Source organism: Veillonella sp. 27098_8_77 (genome assembly GCF_041431535.1).
Taxonomy (GTDB): Bacteria; Bacillota; Negativicutes; order Veillonellales; family Veillonellaceae; genus Veillonella.
In genome coordinates this window covers 17,488-35,355 of sequence record NZ_JAPVXW010000019.1, presented here as the reverse complement: position 1 = coordinate 35,355, position 17,868 = coordinate 17,488, and the positions used below count along the sequence as shown (strand labels likewise).

The 17,868-nt window shown below is 37.6% G+C and carries 16 protein-coding genes; 8 read left to right on the top strand and 8 right to left on the bottom strand.

All coding sequences use genetic code 11. The annotated features are described in order from the left end of the window. A partial coding sequence (locus tag O3617_RS09075; protein ID WP_371449642.1) for a DUF805 domain-containing protein occupies nucleotides 1-334 on the top strand: 334 nt, incomplete at its 5' end. Nucleotides 335-411: 77 nt separating this feature from the next. On the opposite strand, the gene O3617_RS09070 is transcribed toward O3617_RS09075, so the two are convergent. The 3 genes from O3617_RS09070 to O3617_RS09060 form a co-directional block, all read right to left on the bottom strand. Next, nucleotides 412-1,413, bottom strand: a complete 1,002-nt coding sequence (locus O3617_RS09070) for an ABC transporter substrate-binding protein (RefSeq protein ID WP_118353464.1) — start codon at nucleotides 1,411-1,413, stop codon at nucleotides 412-414. Nucleotides 1,414-1,512: 99 nt separating this feature from the next. Then, nucleotides 1,513-2,259, bottom strand: a complete 747-nt coding sequence (locus tag O3617_RS09065; protein ID WP_118353465.1) for an ABC transporter ATP-binding protein — start codon at nucleotides 2,257-2,259, stop codon at nucleotides 1,513-1,515. Nucleotides 2,260-2,307: 48 nt separating this feature from the next. Further along, complete coding sequence (locus O3617_RS09060) at nucleotides 2,308-3,321, bottom strand: iron ABC transporter permease (protein WP_118353466.1); 1,014 nt, start codon at nucleotides 3,319-3,321, stop codon at nucleotides 2,308-2,310. A 382-nt stretch (nucleotides 3,322-3,703) separates the two neighbouring features. On the opposite strand from O3617_RS09060, the gene O3617_RS09055 reads away from it, so the two are divergent. The 4 genes from O3617_RS09055 (at nucleotide 3,704) to O3617_RS09040 (ending at nucleotide 8,552) form a co-directional block, all read left to right on the top strand. Further along, on the top strand, nucleotides 3,704-4,837 hold the full coding sequence (locus O3617_RS09055; RefSeq protein WP_371441871.1) for a PLP-dependent aspartate aminotransferase family protein: 1,134 nt from the start codon (nucleotides 3,704-3,706) through the stop codon (nucleotides 4,835-4,837). Nucleotides 4,838-4,849: 12 nt separating this feature from the next. Next, entirely contained in the window at nucleotides 4,850-6,034 is a 1,185-nt protein-coding gene (locus tag O3617_RS09050) for a MalY/PatB family protein (protein WP_371441870.1), read from the top strand. An 11-nt stretch (nucleotides 6,035-6,045) separates the two neighbouring features. Beyond that, on the top strand, nucleotides 6,046-7,005 hold the full coding sequence (gene metA, locus O3617_RS09045) for a homoserine O-succinyltransferase (protein ID WP_371441869.1): 960 nt from the start codon (nucleotides 6,046-6,048) through the stop codon (nucleotides 7,003-7,005). Nucleotides 7,006-7,280: 275 nt separating this feature from the next. Beyond that, the gene (locus O3617_RS09040; RefSeq protein ID WP_371449641.1) at nucleotides 7,281-8,552 is read left to right on the top strand and encodes an O-acetylhomoserine aminocarboxypropyltransferase/cysteine synthase family protein; all 1,272 of its coding nucleotides are present in this window, start codon (nucleotides 7,281-7,283) and stop codon (nucleotides 8,550-8,552) included. A 334-nt stretch (nucleotides 8,553-8,886) separates the two neighbouring features. Here O3617_RS09040 and O3617_RS09035 read toward each other — a convergent pair whose 3' ends face one another. After that, entirely contained in the window at nucleotides 8,887-9,480 is a 594-nt protein-coding gene (locus O3617_RS09035) for a PepSY domain-containing protein (RefSeq protein WP_371449640.1), read from the bottom strand. Nucleotides 9,481-9,797: 317 nt separating this feature from the next. Here O3617_RS09035 and O3617_RS09030 point away from each other — a divergent pair, with 317 nt between their 5' ends. Further along, nucleotides 9,798-10,355: a biotin transporter BioY gene (locus tag O3617_RS09030; RefSeq protein ID WP_371449639.1), complete on the top strand. Its 558-nt coding sequence runs from the start codon at nucleotides 9,798-9,800 to the stop codon at nucleotides 10,353-10,355. Between the two features lie 55 nt (nucleotides 10,356-10,410). Here O3617_RS09030 and O3617_RS09025 read toward each other — a convergent pair whose 3' ends face one another. From O3617_RS09025 to O3617_RS09010, 4 genes are all read right to left on the bottom strand, one after another. Next, nucleotides 10,411-11,184, bottom strand: a complete 774-nt coding sequence (locus tag O3617_RS09025) for a TIGR03943 family protein (protein WP_371449637.1) — start codon at nucleotides 11,182-11,184, stop codon at nucleotides 10,411-10,413. Nucleotides 11,185-11,196: 12 nt separating this feature from the next. After that, nucleotides 11,197-12,723 (bottom strand): permease, encoded by a 1,527-nt coding sequence (locus O3617_RS09020; protein ID WP_371449635.1) that lies wholly within the window; start codon nucleotides 12,721-12,723, stop codon nucleotides 11,197-11,199. Next, entirely contained in the window at nucleotides 12,720-13,685 is a 966-nt protein-coding gene (locus O3617_RS09015) for a GTP-binding protein (RefSeq protein ID WP_371449634.1), read from the bottom strand. The genes O3617_RS09020 and O3617_RS09015 overlap by 4 nt, the downstream gene beginning before the upstream one ends. Before the next feature lie 263 nt (nucleotides 13,686-13,948). After that, complete coding sequence (locus O3617_RS09010) at nucleotides 13,949-15,397, bottom strand: aminoacyl-histidine dipeptidase (protein WP_371449633.1); 1,449 nt, start codon at nucleotides 15,395-15,397, stop codon at nucleotides 13,949-13,951. 231 nt (nucleotides 15,398-15,628) lie between these two features. Between O3617_RS09010 and O3617_RS09005 the strand changes: the two genes are divergently transcribed. Both O3617_RS09005 and nadE read left to right on the top strand, forming a co-directional pair. Then, the gene (locus O3617_RS09005) at nucleotides 15,629-17,080 is read left to right on the top strand and encodes a nicotinate phosphoribosyltransferase (protein ID WP_371449631.1); all 1,452 of its coding nucleotides are present in this window, start codon (nucleotides 15,629-15,631) and stop codon (nucleotides 17,078-17,080) included. Nucleotides 17,081-17,088: 8 nt separating this feature from the next. Further along, complete coding sequence (gene nadE / locus O3617_RS09000; RefSeq protein ID WP_371449630.1) at nucleotides 17,089-17,859, top strand: NAD(+) synthase; 771 nt, start codon at nucleotides 17,089-17,091, stop codon at nucleotides 17,857-17,859. The last annotated feature ends 9 nt before the right edge of the window (nucleotides 17,860-17,868 follow it).

The following is a 17,868-nucleotide window of genomic DNA, read 5'->3' as shown; positions in this document are numbered from 1 at the left end:
TTTGGTAGTCCTTTTTATTTTATCCATTGGATTTATCATACCAGGTGTAGCCGTTGCTGTTCGACGTTTACATGATCTTGGTTGGTCCGGATGGCCTGTTCTATTGGCACTCATTCCTTTTGTCGGGATTCCTGCAGTACTCATATTGATGGCCTTGCCTGGAAAGACCGCGGCTAACCGGTTTGGAAACCCAACAGGGGTAGAAGTCATTACAAAACAAATGGCACATAAATATGGATTTATTGATGCGACGCCATCTACACCATTGACCATAGGTCTAATAGTTGTTTTGGTTGTGCTATGGTTGTTGGTTGATTGGTTATTAACAGTCTAAATATATATTGTTATTAAAATAAAAGGTCTGAAAAATGCAATTTTTGGCATTTTTCAGACCTTTTACTTATTTAGATTTTATTGAATTGTAATACCGTGAATTTCTTGTGCCAAGCGTTTTAGTGCATCCACAGTCCGAACACCAGGTGTGATTTCAGATAATTTTACACGAATGAAATGGTTTTCTTTAATTGCTGTAATATCTTGCAATTGAGGATTAGATTTTAATTTAGCGATTTTTTGTTGGAAATCGTCATCATTACGGATAGAGTTACCATAATCAGCAATAATAATATAGTCTGGGTTTTGTGCGATTACTGTTTCCCAAGAGCCTTTAGCCCAAGTTTTATCCACGCCGAGACCACTCATAACATTATCAGCACCGATTAAACGAAGGATATTTGTAGTATAACCTTCAAATGCTGTGAATGGCTGACCATCCTCTGAATCATAGATAAATACGCGTTTTCTTGGGACATCTTTTAATTGTGCTTGTACCTTTGAAAGTGTGTCACGTTGAGATGTAACCCATTCATTAGCTTTTGATTCTACACCAAAGATTTTTCCTAGCATAATCATGTCTTTGAAATTAGTTTCTAAATCGGCTTTAGTGGAAAGCATAGATTCTGGAATCCAAATATTAACATTATTTGCAATCATTTTGTCTGCTGGGATTGCGCGTTTACTGAAAGAGTCAGGCCAACCTGTAGCGAAATCAGGTTTAACACTCATGAATACTTCGTAGGAAGGCCATTTATCAGACAAAACTTTCACTTTGTCGTACTCACCTTGTAAAGGTCCGTAGATTTCTTCCTCTTTAAAGGCAGTACCTGCCATTTTATCAGCAAGACCAAGTTGAAGCATCATTTCTGTGGTTGCTTGGGACATGGATACAGCATGTGTAGGTGGTGCACTTACGGAAAAGTTTGTCGTTGTTCCATCAAATGTTTCGCTCCAATTTGCGACTGCTTGTGCAGTTTGTGTGCTTTGTTGTGATGTAGTGCCACAACCTGTAAAGGCGAGTGTCGTACCTGCAACTAATAGTCCTAGAAGGGTGAAGCGTTTTACTTTGTTTAACATTATTTTTTCCTTTCTGTTAACAATATAAATACGAGGGCAGTCCTCGTTAAAAATAAGAGAATACCATTATGGTTATACTAATATATGAATTGGATTGCACTAATATTGGATACGATAGATTCCATTCTCTAGTGTTGTGGTAAAGGGAATTTCAAATACTGGTGCTAATAATCCTGGTGTCAATACCTCTTGTGGAGTACCCGTTTGTATAATACGGCCCTTATTCATTAATACAATATTATCGCAATAGGTGGCTGCTAGTTGTAGATCGTGAAGAACGACAATAACCGTTCCTTCAAAATGTTGCAATTCTTTCATTAAAGCTAGTTTATATTTTAGGTCTAGATGATTTGTTGGTTCATCGAGTAATAATATAGTTGGTTCTTGTGTTAAGGCTTTTGCAATAAAGGCACGCTGCAATTCCCCACCTGAAAGATGTTGTACTTGCTCATCTGCAAGATGGGTAATTCCAATATGTTCCATGTATGATTGTGCAATAGAGACATCTTGTTTCGTATAATTACCAAATCGAGTTTTGTGTGGATAACGTCCCATGAGAACAATATCTTTTACAAGGAAGTCATCAATCATAGCATCGTGCATTTGAGATAAGATTGCCACTGATTTAGCAAATCGTGATGAGTTAATTGATTCTAAAGGTTCACCATTTAACGTGATAGAATCTTTGGAATGAATTGATTTGGATAGATGTTTTAATAATGTCGATTTTCCACATCCGTTTGGTCCGATAATAGCTGTTATTTGATTTTCAGGAAATTGAACTGTAATATCGTGTAATACGGGCTTATTGGGATAGGAAAAACTTAGGTGATTAACTATATACATATAATTCCTTTTTTAGAAATAATGGATGGAAGAACCTTATTTGTGTAATTAACCGATATTTTTATATCGTTTCATAATGATCCATATAAATAATGGTGCTCCTAATAAGGATGTAAGAACACCAATTGGAATCTCTTCTGGACTGTATAGTGCTCTTGATAAGACATCGGACCAAATCATGACAATACTACCGATGAGGATACTGAATATAAGGGTATTTTTGTGCTTTGGGCCGCCTGTAATACGAGCAAGGTGTGGAATGATGAGTCCGATAAAACCAACAACACCAACTTTAGATACTAAGGTTGCAATTACAATAGATGAGGTAATAACGATAGATAACTGTAGTGTTTTTACTGAAAGTCCCATATTAGCAGCTTCTTGATTACCAAGGAGTAATACATCTAAATCCTGTTTATAGATATAGATAAATAAACAAAATAGTACTACCACGATAACGGATAATGGTAAATCTTTCCATTGAATTCCAGAAAAACTACCCAATAACCAGAACATGGCACTTCGCACCTGTGCCTCGTGTTTGGCACCATAGATAATCATCATCGTTAAGGCTGAGAAAATACCTGTCATTCCCATACCGATAAGAATGAGTTTTACAGGGCTATTACTTTTACCAACACATAGTAAAACTAATATAATAGATAAAATTGCACCCAGTGCTGCGAATAATGGTGTATTATAGGCTCCCAATAGAGGTAATCCACCACAAATAATTGCAAAAACAGCACCTGTACTAGCGCCAGATGAAACACCTAATACATAAGGGTCTGCTAAGGCATTACGCGTTACTGTTTGCATTAAAAGACCTACTGCAGAAAGTCCAATGCCAGTTATTATAGAGTAGAGAAGCCTAGGTAAACGAATATCCCAAATGATTGTGTTTGTCATAGGGGGAATGGATAGTGGTTTTATTCCTAGATGAGACCACAAACTATTGAGTATATCGTCTAGAGGAATAAATGTAGATCCAAATTGAAGGGATGTAACCAATGAGATTACTAATATCGCAATTAATATAAATGATTTTGTTGTATTGTTCATGATACCTCAAAATGATAATTAAAATTACAGTTACTTATGCTCATATAAGTATAGATAAGGTAATATATAATTACAATATGCATACCAGTATGAGTATATTTAGAGATGTGTGAATCGATAAAAGTATTTTTATTGGTAAGTCTTTGTAACTAAAAGTTATGGCAACTCATTCAAAATACATATGACTCAATGGGGGGATTTAGCTATATGATAAGCCCTTTTGATTGACTAAGCACAGCGTACTTTTTATAATAGATATATTATAATACTATAGTTTTGTAGTGGGATTATTATTTCCTAGTTAAATGCAGGAATTATATGTTCTATGGTTGTCGTTTGTACATAGAAACATATCTCATCAGATATATAAGGAGACAATACGATGAAGTTTAATACAAAATGTGTCCACGGTGGGGGTAAGCCAGATAGTACAGGGGCAATCTCTCCAGCCATTTATATGTCCAGTACATTTACGCATCCTGGTTTAGGTGAAACAACAGGATTCCAATATACACGTGAGTCTAACCCAACTCGAGATCGTCTTGAAACATTAATTGCAGGCCTAGAAGAAGGTACTGATGCTATCGCTTTTTCTTCTGGCATGGCTGCTGTTGATGCAGTATTTCATTTGTTCTCCCCTGGAGACCATGTTATTTTAGGGGATGATTTGTATGGTGGCTCCATTCGATTATTTACTAATATCTACGAAAAGAACGGTGTTGAATTTACTTATGTAGGTACCTCAGATCTTGATGCTGTACAAGCAGCATTTAAACCTAATACTAAAGCGGTTTATATTGAAACACCTACAAATCCAATGATGGAAATTACCGACGTTCGTGCATTGAGTAAAATGGCACATGACCGAAATGCACTCGTTATCGTAGATAATACATTTTTAAGCCCGTATTTCCAAAAACCATTAAATCTTGGTGCAGATATTGTTGTCCATAGTGGGACTAAATTTATCGGTGGTCATCATGATGTAATTTCTGGATTTACCATTGTAAAAGATGATGAATTGGCAGCCCAATTGCGCCTTATTTATAAGACCGTAGGCGCGTGTTTATCTGCTTTTGATAGCTGGCTTGTCATTCGTGGCATCAAAACTTTGGCACTACGTATGGAACAGCATCAAAAGAATGCCATCGCTCTTGCAGAATGGTTGAAACAAGAACCGAAGGTAACAAAGGTATTATTCCCTGGCCTTCCAGAACATCCAGGCTATGAAGTGAACAAATCTCAAACCACTGGCTTTGGCGGTATGTTGTCCTTTGAAGTAGATAGTGAAGAGACGGCTAAACAAGTATTAGAAGGTATTCAATTGATTCAATTTGCTGAAAGTTTAGGCGGCACCGAATCTTTGTTGACATATCCTGTTACACAAACACATCCAGATTTAAAACCTGAAGATGCGGAACGCAAAGGGATTACACGTCGCTTGTTGCGCTTGTCCGTTGGCATTGAAGACACAGATGATTTGATTGCTGATTTAGCGCAAGCTTTCAATAAATAAAAGGAGGCTATTATGGGCCGATATAATTTTGACAAAATCGTAGATCGTAAGCATACAAAGTCTCTAAAATATGATTTTGCTGTACAACGTGGTAAACCTGTTGATGTATTACCATTTTGGGTAGCGGATATGGACTTTGAAATTCCTAGTGAATTAAAACAAGTCTTATTAGATCGCGTTAATCATGGTATTTTCGGATATACAGAATCCGATGATGCATATTTTAATGTCCTAAAACATTGGTTTTCTAGCCGTTTTAATTGGGATATTGATAAAAAATGGCTTGTAAAAACTCCGGGTGTCGTATTTGCTCTTGCAATGGCGGTACGTGCTTTCACAAAAAAAGGGGACGGCGTACTCATTAATCAACCTGTGTATTATCCATTCAGCATGGTCATCGATGATAATGATCGTAATTTGATTAACGTTCCTTTGATTCAAGGGGCAGATACATATACAATCGATTTTGAAGGCGTAGAACGCGCTATTGTTGAGCATAATATAACGTTATTCTTACTTTGTAATCCTCATAACCCTGTGGGCCGCGTGTGGACCGAAGATGAGTTAAAACGTCTTGGTGATATTTGTATTAAATATAATGTTATTATTATTAGCGATGAAATTCACGCGGATTTTGTATGGGATGGTCACAAGCATACTGTTTTTGCTAATCTTGGTGAAAGCTATGCTGAGCATTGCATCGTTTGTACAGCGCCTAGTAAGTCCTTTAATATTGCGGGCCTTCAAGTGTCTAATATTTTCATTCCTAATGATTCCTTGCGTCGTAGATTTGTCAAAGAAATCGATCGTGCAGGCTATAGTCAATTGAACACGATGGGCCTTGTAGGTTGCCAAGGCGCTTATGAAGTAGGTGGACCATGGCTTGATGAATTAAAGGAATACATTCAAGGCAATATTCAATATACCCTTGATTATTTTAAAGAACATTTGCCAAAGCTTCACATGTATCGACCTGAGGGTACGTATCTTATGTGGTTTGATTGCTCTGAACTGCCATTGACACCAGAAGAACGTGAACAGTGGCTACTTAATGATGCAAAGCTATGGCTAGATAGTGGCTCCATGTTTGGTAAAGATGGTGAAAAATTTGAACGCATCAATGTTGCTTGCCCTCGTGCAACGTTGACGGAAGGTTTAGAGGCATTGCGTCGCGCTTATGTTGCTAAAGGGTTTTAGGAGGTTTCACAATGCCGATTAAAGTTATTAAGAATTTACCGGCTATAACAAAATTAGCACAAGAGAATATCTTTGTAATGGATACGGAACGAGCGGAAACACAACAAATTCGTCCGCTCCAAATTTTGCTTGTCAATTTGATGCCTACAAAAGAGGTTACGGAAACACAAATCCTTCGCGCTCTTAGTAATAGTCCGTTGCAAGTAAACTTAACTTTATTGCATACAGCATCTCGAAAATCTAAGAATGTAGATGAGGAATATTTAGATACTTTTTACCGTACCTTTGACGAAGTTAAAGATGAGTTTTTTGATGGCTTGATTATTACCGGTGCTCCTGTAGAGTTGATGCCTTTTGAAGAGGTTGACTATTGGGATGAGCTCGTAGAAATTATGGATTGGAGTGAAGAACACGTATACTCCACGTTCTATATTTGTTGGGGCGCACAAGCTGGCCTGTACCATCATTTTGGCATTAATAAACAAATTATGGATGCTAAATTGTTCGGCGTTTATGAACATGATATCTACAACGACCAACCGGTTCTTTTGCGAGGTTTTGATGAAAAGTTCTGGATGCCGCACTCCCGCCATACTACAGTTTCATTAGAACAAATTAAAGCACATCGGGAATTAGAGTTGTTAGCTGGTTCTGAACCAACTGGGGCTGCTATAGTACGAAGTTTAGATAACAAACATATCTTTGTATTTGGTCACTCTGAGTACGATTGGGATACACTCAATCGGGAATATGTACGAGACCTTGCTAAAGGTGAAGACATTGCGGTGCCAGAAAACTATTTCCCTGATGATGATCCGAAACAAAAACCAATCGTAAGATGGCGTTCTGTAAGTACATTGCTATTTACGAATTGGTTGAACTATTACGTATACCAAGAAACACCATATATTATTGAACAAATTCAGAAAATGAAGTTTGAACGAGATAAAAATTTTGGTGCTTATATTTAAATACAGAGTATGTAAGTGAACCGAATGCGTTCCCAAAGACTCCACCGGCCGGGTCTGACTCCGGCCTACGGCCTCCGCAGGGCCAAAGTCGCCTTTGGGAACGCATTCGGTTCTTTCCATATCCATTTGTTTTAAGATACGCCAAAATTTTTGCCATAGCTTATAGTTATGGAGAATGTATTATAAAAAGTGGTAGACATATTTTTTAATACATAGTAATATAATAGGCATAAGAAATAAAGTTTATTCCTTTATATGAATAGGAGTTGAATTTAATGAGCAAACAATATAAATTTGAAACATTACAATTACATGCAGGTCAAACGGTGGATCCAACAGGTTCTCGTGCAGTACCTATTTATCAAACAACATCTTTCGTATTTAAAGATGCAGAAGAAGCAGCTGGTCGTTTTGCATTGACTAATCCTGGTGGTATTTATTCACGCCTAGGCAATCCTACTACTGACGTATTGGATGCTCGTGTAGCTCAACTCGAAGGTGGTGCTGGTGGTATTGCTGTAGCATCTGGTTCTGCAGCGATTACATACTCCATTTTGAATGTAGCAAGCGCAGGTGATAATATCGTTGCTGCATCTACATTGTATGGTGGTACATATAATTTGTTCACGGCTACATTGCCTCGTTTTGGTATCGAAACAAAATTCGTTAATCCTGACAATTTGGAAGAGTTTGAAGCAGCTATTGATAACAACACAAAAGCTGTATATATCGAAACTATCGGTAACCCTGGTATCAACCTTATCGATGTTCAAGCGGTAGCTGATATTGCACATAAACATAATATTATCTTAATCGTAGATAATACATTCGCATCTCCATACTTGTTCCGTCCATTAGAACATGGTGCAGACGTAGTTGTTCACTCTGCTACTAAATATCTTGGTGGTCATGGTACAACATTGGCTGGTGTAGTTGTAGAATCTGGTAAATTCGACTATAAAGCATCTGGCAAATACCCTAGCTTCGTTGAAGGGGATGAACACTACAATGGTCTAGTATATGGTGATTTACCAATTCCTTTCACAGTAAAAATTCGTGCTCAATTGCTTCGTGATACAGGTGCATGCATTACACCTCTAGCATCTTGGCAAATCTTGCAAGGTATTGAAACATTGTCCTTGCGCGTAGAACGTCACGTAGAAAATACTCGTAAAGTAGTCGATTTCTTGAGCAAACATCCGAAAGTTGCTTGGGTGAACTATCCAGAACTTGCTGATAGCAAATATAAACCATTAGCAGACAAATATTTCCCTAAAGGGGTTGGTGCAGTATTCACATTCGGCGTAAAAGGCGGCAAAGAAGCAGGTATTAAATTGGTTGATACATTGCAAATCTTCTCGAACCTTGCTAATGTGGCAGATGCTAAATCTCTTGTTATTCACCCTGCATCCACAACACATGCACAACTTAACGAAGAACAACAAAAATCTGCTGGTGTAACACCAGATATGATCCGCTTGTCTGTTGGTCTTGAAAATATTGATGATATTATCGATGATTTAGCTCAAGCATTGGATAAAGCATAACCTTAACTTCTAACTCTCCTCAAAGCTTAACTCCATAAAAACCTATAGAACATAAAAAGAAAATTTGACATAGAAAGCTGTACCAACATGTAGCAATACTATATTGGTACAGCTTTTTTGTGCCGTTATGCATATAAGAAAAGACCTTGAATTCAACGATTCAAGGTCTTTTAAGTATGTGTGTATATGTGTGTTTAAAAGGGTTTGTTTTATGTGTGTATAGTTTTTATGAGTGTTTAGTTTTATGAGTGTTTAGTTTTATGAGTGTGTTAAGAAATTGGAGAGATATATTATATAGTGGTTAGGTTAGGTCTATATAATATATGAGTTATGCTTAGTATTTTGTAGTTTTTACTTTAGCACTGAGAACTTTGCCGGAAAGAGCATCGATCTTAACGTCTGCTTTTTTGTCGCCGCCATTAGTCATGTCTAGTTTGTAGACAAGTTTATTACCGTCCATTTCCAATTCCCATTCCATTGTTTGGAAATCGCTGCCTACGCGTTCGATCGCTTTTGTTTCAGCAGATTCTGGTGTGATGGAGTTTTGTGGATTAAAGCTGTGAGATTTCTTTAATTTGTTCCATGCACTAATGGATTTTGCTTGATTGGAAACAACTTGACCTGTTGCTTCATCGATTTTCATTTCCACTTTTTGTGTCTTAGTATATGCTTCTACTTCGTAAGTTGGATGATGTTTTGCATCGTAGGAAATAGAAGTTACCATTGCATCTGGATAGTAGCGGTGCAATGTAGTAACAGCACCAACGTAGTCAATTTCGCTACTTTGCATTGGGGATGCTACACTACCAATACCATTCCAAGAGCTAGGAGCTGGGTAAGTAGAAGCAGCACATGCTACACCTGCAATCAATACAGTACTTACACCAAGAGCACATAATACTTTAGACAAATTATTTACTTTTTTCATGTTAATTACCTCCATAAAAGGATTTTGCTCAAAAGCAATTATGCAAGTAGATTTTACTCAATCTACTTATACATAATTTAATATTGTAAAATGAATATAAAATGAAAAATAAAATATATCTTTATGTTTTGATATATACATAATATATTCGACATAACTAGTGAATATCCTCTATTTCTATATGTATATTTTGCATAATGTAAACTAAATATAATTACATATGGTTGACATATATAAAATGGAATGGTTTAATAACCTTGAATAGATATGTAGTTTGTTTAGATAGGTTTCTTTTATTCTATTAATGGAGGTATACCATGAGTTCTATTTCCAATCGACGTCTCAGTACAAGAGAGTTGACAATGACAGCCTTGTTTGTAACATTAATTACCGCTGGTGCATTCATCCGAGTTCCGCTTCCTAACTGTCCGTTTACACTGCAGATTTTATTTACTACATTAGCAGGTATTATATTGGGCAGTCGCCTTGGCGCCATTAGTGTAGGTATTTATATCATATTAGGACTTATCGGCGTACCTGTATTTACATCTGGTGGTGGACCAGGCTATGTATTGCAACCTACATTTGGCTATTTGATCGGATTCATGGTTGGTGCGTATGTAGTGGGCCGTTTTAGCGAGCTTTCACCAACACATTCTGTTAAGACATTGCTCATTGGTGCGATTATCAATCTGCTCATCGTATATGGTTTTGGCATGATTTATTTATATATGATTATGAATTTATATTTAGGAACACCTATAGGTTGGTGGGCTGTTATTTGGTCTTGTTTCTTAATCCCTGTTGGACCTGATGTATTTTTATGTGCTGTGGCTGCTGTGATGGGGAAACGTATTATAGGCCATTTACGATAAAATATGCATATTATTAATAGAGGGCTATCACATTTGTGGTAGCCCTTTTACTATGCTATGGATATACATAGCCTAAGATTTCTTGTGCAGCTTTTGTTTTGTTGATTTCTATATATGGTTGTTTACGTCCGTGAAAGTCTCGTGTGGATACGGTGCCCTCAACGGTTACCCATTGTTTATTGCTATACGAATCGCCATCGCTCTTATGCATGGTTAAACCAATGGGAGATATGTCTGCGATACAGCAGGCCATGGCCATACGTGAAAGTGTAAACTCATTAGATTTTAATGTATTGTCATCGCGGTTTACATAGCCTGTCATATAGATTTTGTACCCTACATACTGTTCTGGGTTTGAACCGAGTGCAACGATAGTGCGATAGTAATTATCTGAATTTAATACGATTTCTTTCTTAGATTTGGAAATGCCAGGATCCTTGGCTTCATTATTGATGGTTATCACCTCGCCAATATCGTCTTGAGAAAAATTAAAATCATTAGTATCTTCTGTAGCGGCCGTATTTCCAGTTACTTGTACAGAATTAGGAGATAAAATTGGTGGAACCACAAATAATACAAGAGGGATTATGATTGGTGTAATAGAGCGCCAATTATGTTTATATTGTTTATTAGGGGACCAAAGGATTGAAACAATGCCTCCTAATAACAGCGCTATACCTGCTAAGAGTAAGAATAATTCATATCGAGGAGCCACATATAATTTATATTGGCCCGTAATGAGTAGATATAAAAAACTAATACCTAATGCCGTGTATAGCAGACCCTTGATGAGACTGAGTATATCTTTGTTTCGTAGTTCTGATAACATAGACTGTTCTCCTTATATATTAAATAAAAATTGAAATAGCAATGTCATGATATACGTAATAATACTAATAGTAATAACTAAGCGAAATATAAATGATGTTGAGATATACTGACGTAACATGTATACGTTTTTTATGTCAATCATAGGACCTAACCATAGGAAACCAAGAACTGCGGATATAGGAAATAAATTGCTTAACGAACGGCCTATAATGGCATCTGATGTAGAACATAGGGAGAAGAGGAACGCTAAAGCTAGTAATAATGCATTAGCAATAGGTGTGGCTACATCGAGTGAACCAGAGAAGAAGGTAGGTTTTATCCATACTTGGAATAGGGCTAATGTGAAAGCTGCTGCAGAGAAGTAAATAAGTAATTGACTGAATTCACGCTCTACGTGCAATAGAAAGATTTTCTTTTTATTGCCTTCTTGATTTGGTGAACCATACTGATAGTCCTTTGGCTGAGGTAAATTGTTAGTGATGGTAGATAATTTGTGTGGTTTCCATTTAAATGTGAGAGCCACCATACATGCGATTAACATACCACCAATTATGCGAGCTAGTATTATTTGTGGCGTATCTGGAAATGCGTAATAGGTTGCTAATAATGCGATGGGATTCATAATAGGACTTGCAAGCATAAACAATAGTCCTATATGTTGAGGGATACCACGCTTTAATAATGCATTAAACATGGGAATAGTAGCACAATCGCAGATAGGTAATACAAGACCGCTACCAATGGCGATACCATAGCTTTTAACAGAGTCAGCTTTCAGATAACGTATTAGCCAATGATCTGGTACCAATAGAGTGATAGCAGAAGAAATGATGGTTCCTAATAATAAAAATGGAATTCCCTCAAATATGATGCCTGATGCAATGGCCAAGACCTGATGGATGGAATAGGAAATGCTATGACGGAATACAGTGACCAGTAATATATATAATGTCAATATAGCCACAATACCGTACAACGACCATGGCCATATCGGTTGAGATAGTTTATTGTGAATGTCCTTTGGAGTGGGATTGACCAATATGGAACATTCCGGATTGTAGGATTGTAAGAGTTTCTTTACCGCTTTGGTTTGTGTCGTATCATTCGCATATAACATAATATAATCGGCGCTGTATAGTTGCGATACGATTCTATCCCCTAGTGCCTGTATCATAGATGTTATACGATTGCTCTTTGCTGTGTAGATGATGCGTTCTAGATGACAGAATTCTTTTAGAATTGAATTGAAGAAGATGAGTTCTAATTGTTGAAATGAAAATATGCCATTCCATTCAACCCATATTTCTTTCGGCGTTGTCGTAGAAATATAATCCTGTATCTGTTGTACTACATGATGTAGATTTTCTTCTATATCATCTGGCTCAATCGATAAAGGCTTCTTTATAAACTCTGTATTACCTGTCTCAAAGCTGATAATTTCTGTAGAGCCAAGCTTTTTTCGTTCTCGTAGTTCTACGTTGATTAGAGAGGTTTTACCAGAACCTAATAAGCCCGTCACGATATATACAGGAATCATGATGCACTACACACTTTCTCCTGTATGGATGAAATGTCTATATCGGTGCCAATAACAACTAGATGATAGTCTTTTAAGTGCGTATCTGTAAGAGAGCAGGAGTGGGGTGTGTATTGTAATTCCATAGGTCCTGATGCGGTAGGAACGATACCTTTAATACGTAGTACTGTAGAAGGTAATTTATTACAAAAATCAATCCATTGCGTATGATTGAGGGATTGTAGATTATGGAATGTATAGCTCACAAACGGTTGGTGTTCATGGTGGTGGCCGACATGGTTATGATGACTATGAGTGTCATGGTGAGCACAGTTGTAATCCACGCTGTCGTTACATGTATGGCAACTGCAAGTTTCGGAATCATGTTCATGTGTCTTATGAGTATCAGATTTTAGTTGGTTTATATCCTGTTGAAGTGCATCTACATCGGTATAAATTGGTGTATGTGGTGCTAATTCAATGATGAGCTCCTTTGTTTTTTTTATCTGTTTTTCATCGTCTGCGTGTGTGAGTAGGATAGCATAACAGTGCTTGATTTGGTCCTTGAAGAAGGGTCCAAAGTTTTTTATTGCCATAGGGGCTTGCATAGCATCTACGACGGTTATAATCATGTTGACATACGCTTTATCTGCGATAGCATCATCAGTACAAGTGGTTATAATTTCGCTTAATTTACTGATTCCAGATGGTTCTATATAGATTTGATCGATATCTTGGGTACTTAGTATATCGATTAAGGCATCTTTGAAGTTGCCCTGGAGACTACAACAAATACAGCCTGATGTTACTTCCCGCACAGTTGCACCCGTTGTAGATAGTTGCTTTGCATCGAGACTGGTTTCGCCAAAATCATTTTCTATAATTAATATACGTTCGTTTGTATTACGGCAGTTTAATATATGTTGTAGATACGTTGTTTTTCCAGCACCTAAGAATCCGGATATAATCGTAATTGGTATCATAATACGCCTCCCTTGTAAATGTAAACATAGTATACTACTCTTACGCAACATAAAAAAATACCCTTAAGGGTATGAACAATGGTTTACAAAATCAAGTAAAAAGCGATTTATAAGAAAAATTGATAATATTATACTAATATGAGTATATGTGAACGTGTTTATATATTTATGTCGTTGATTTTACAAAAAAGCGTATGCCTCATAGAATATATATGAGTGCATACGCTTATGTGAATAAATATTTAATTGGAAAAATTAAGAAATTATTGTAATTTTTCTAGTAAAGCTTTAAGGAATACGTATACATGTTCTACAGAAGGTAGATGTACGCGTTCCATATTTGTATGTGGGCTAATGATTGTTGGGCCAAAGCTAATCATTTCAGTGTTTGGTAAAACATTTTTCAATAAACCACATTCAAGGCCTGCATGGACCGCATTTACGCGAGCAGGCGTATCGGACATGGTGTTGTAAAGTGCGATAACTTGTTCTTCTAGTTTGGATCCTTTATCGTATTCCCATGCAGGATAGCCACCACTGCGTGTTGCAGAAACGCCTAATGTATCAGCAAGGAGTAACAATTTTTTAGTCAAGTATTCCAAGCTGTTCTTGTTGGAACTACGAACAGATACGAGGATGTCTATTGTGTGTGTGCCTTCAGAAACAATGGCAAGATTATCCGATGTTTCTACAAGGCCTTCGATGGTTTGGCTCATAGAGTGGACACCATCTTCTGCAAGGTAGAGATAAGAAATCAAGGCTTCTGATGTGTCATCAGCATACACTGTTGCCGGTGTAGGAATTTCTTCTACTACGAATGTTAAATCAGGGTCTTTGATAGCAAATTCATGTTTGTATTCTTTTTCGTAGAATTTGATAAGCGTCTTAATCACTTCTATATCTTCGTTGTGTACAGACATGGTGGCAATAGCTTTAGATGGGATTGCATTATGTTTAACGCCACCTTCAAAAGAAGCTAGATTAAAGGAATATTGTTTTTCTAAATCATAAAGAACGCGAGCGAGCACTTGATTTGCATTAGCTCGTTGTTCGATGATTTCGATACCGGAATGACCGCCTTTCAAACCTTTAACAGTTAATGAAAGCCCTGCATCATAACCAGGTAAATTATTTTCGCGCAATAGTGGAATAGAAACGTTGACATGGCAACCACCAGCGCAGCTTACGCAGAATTCATGTTCCACTTCGGTGTCTAAGTTGATTAGGTAATCACCTATTACTTGGCCTTCTTTTACCGCTGCAGCACCATCCATACCTGTTTCTTCGTTAGTTGTGAATAATACTTGTAGAGGACCATGTTGTTGGTTTTTATCTTCTAGGACAGCTAGAATCATAGCGCCACCCATGCCATTATCTGCACCTAATGTAGTATCATCAGCGTGCATCCATTCACCTTCAATAATGTTGGCAATAGGGTCCTTTGTGAAATCATGGTTGGAATCATGACCTTTTACACATACCATATCGATATGACCTTGAAGGATGACGGACGGACGGTTTTCATAACCAGATGTAGCCGGTTTTTTGATGACTACATTCCATTCACTATCTTGTGTAGCTTCGAGACCTAAATTATGAGCAAAATTGACAATATAATCGCTAATGCCTTTTTCATTGCCAGAACCACGTGGAATTTGACTCATTTCTTTAAAAATTTCTAATACGCGTTTTGCTTGAACGATTGCGTCCATTTGGCACCTCTCATTCTGAAAATATATCCCATATAATTCTAATTATCTTAGTTGCTATGAGATTATTCATGTTTATTCATTAGTTAATAAGTAATTATTATCTATAATATAGTTATATCACATGTACTATGAATAGAAAAGACGATGTATATAGTTTATAATAGTATCATGCGTAATGAATAACGAACGCGCTGTATTATATACCTTTTATTTATGTAGGATGGTGAAAGTATGCAACATGAACGTCGCAACATTAGTATGCTCATGGATCTCTATGAGATGACCATGGCTCATGGGTACTTTACGAAACAAGACAATACAGACCGCGTTGCCTTCGACGTATTTTACCGTCGCAATCCGGACAAGGGTGGATTTGCTATCTTTGGTGGATTGGAACAAGTTTTAGAATACATTTTGAATCTTCATTTCGATGAAGAGGATATCGCGTATTTTAAATCATTGCATTTATTTAGTGATGCATTTCTAGAGTATTTGCGCAATTTTAAATTTACTGGTGATGTATATGCTTTCAAAGAAGGTACGATCATATATCCCAATGAACCGATTATGACCATTGTCGCACCTCTCATTGATGCACAAATCGTGGAAACTGCAGTGCTTACCATGATTAATCATCAATCGCTTATCGCTACAAAGGCGAATCGCATTGTACGTGCTGCCGATGGGCGCATTGTATCCGACTTTGGTGCGCGTCGCGCTCACAATGTGGATGCTGCAGTATATGGTGCACGGGCGGCTTTCATAGGAGGTGTCAATGGGACTGCCACAGTTTTGGCAGGTCAACAATTTGGCATTCCTGTAAATGGTACCATGGCACATAGTTGGGTCATGTACCACGATTCTGAATACGAAGCATTTAAATCCTATGCTGAAGTGTATCCGGATAGCGCAGTGTTTTTGGTGGATACCTATAATGTGTTAGAATCGGGCGTACCAAATGCCATTAAGGTTGCTAAGGATATTTTGGAACCAAATGGTCATCGATTAAAAGGTATTCGCCTTGATTCGGGTGATTTAGCATATTTAGCAAAGCAAGCGCGTCGCATGCTTGATGATGCGGGTATGAATGACTGTAAAATCATGGCATCTAACAGCCTTGATGAATATACGATTTCTTCCTTGCTAAATCAAGGAGGTCCTATTGATATCTTTGGCGTAGGAGAACGGTTGATTACATCGAAAACAGACCCTGTATTCGGCGCCGTGTATAAGATTGCAGGTGTTGAAAAACGTGGCGTATGGGAACCACGCATTAAGATTTCTGAATCTGTAGAAAAGATTACCAATCCTGGGCTCAAACAAGTATATCGCGTTTATAATGAAGATGGTCGCGCCATTGCTGAACTATTGACATTACCTGGCGAAGTGCCATGTGCAGATAAACCATATCGATATATCGATCCGGAAAAGCCGTGGAGAGAACTCTATTATGAAAACTGTACATTTAAAAATATGCAGGAACTCATGATTAAAGAGGGCAAGCAAATCGTACTATCTCCGTCGTTGGAATCGATACGTTCCTATGTGCAAGATCAGTTAGCTCATGAGATTTGGCCGGAAGAACAGCGCTTTGAAAATCCTCATAGACATTATTTGGATATGAGCCCTAACTATTACCATATGAAGATGGATCTATTAAATCGTATTGGTCGTAAAAAATAGGAGGATCTATGCTTACACATCCAGAACGAACAAAAGAGGAATTAGTAGCGTGGATTCGGGGCTATTTTGAACAAAATGGACCTACATGTTCCGCTGTAGTCGGCATTTCGGGTGGCAAGGATTCTACTATTGTAGCCGCCCTTTGCAAAGAGGCTCTCGGTGCAGACCGCGTAGTAGGTGTTCTTATGCCCAATGATGTACAATCCGATATAGACGATGCAAAAGAAGTGGTGGTGCATCTTGGTATTCCCTATATGATTGTAAATATTGGCGATGCTTATCGTGTATTAACAGAGGCTATCGTACAAGGAGAAGGCTTTTTCAATGTAACGGGCCGTACAGAGTTAGCGAGAGATGCAGAAATTAATACACCACCCCGTTTGCGGATGGCTACACTATATGCAGTAGGTCAAAACTTACCGAATGGTGCACGTGTTGCGAATACGTGCAATGGTTCTGAGGACTATGTAGGATATTCCACAAAATATGGTGATGCAGCCGGTGATTTTAGCCCACTAGCTAATCTCGTGGTTGAGGAGGTACGTCAAATTGGACGCCTTTTGGATATTCCTCGTCATTTAGTTGATAAAACTCCAAGTGATGGATTAAGTGGTCAATCCGATGAGGATAAACTAGGATTCACCTATGCCGTTCTCGATCGCTATATTCGTACAGGAGAAATCGAAGATATAAATACGAAGAAGCGCATTGATTATTTGCAGCGAATTAATCGCCATAAATTAGAGTTAATGCCGTCCTTTAAACCTTCTATATTATGATGTCTACAG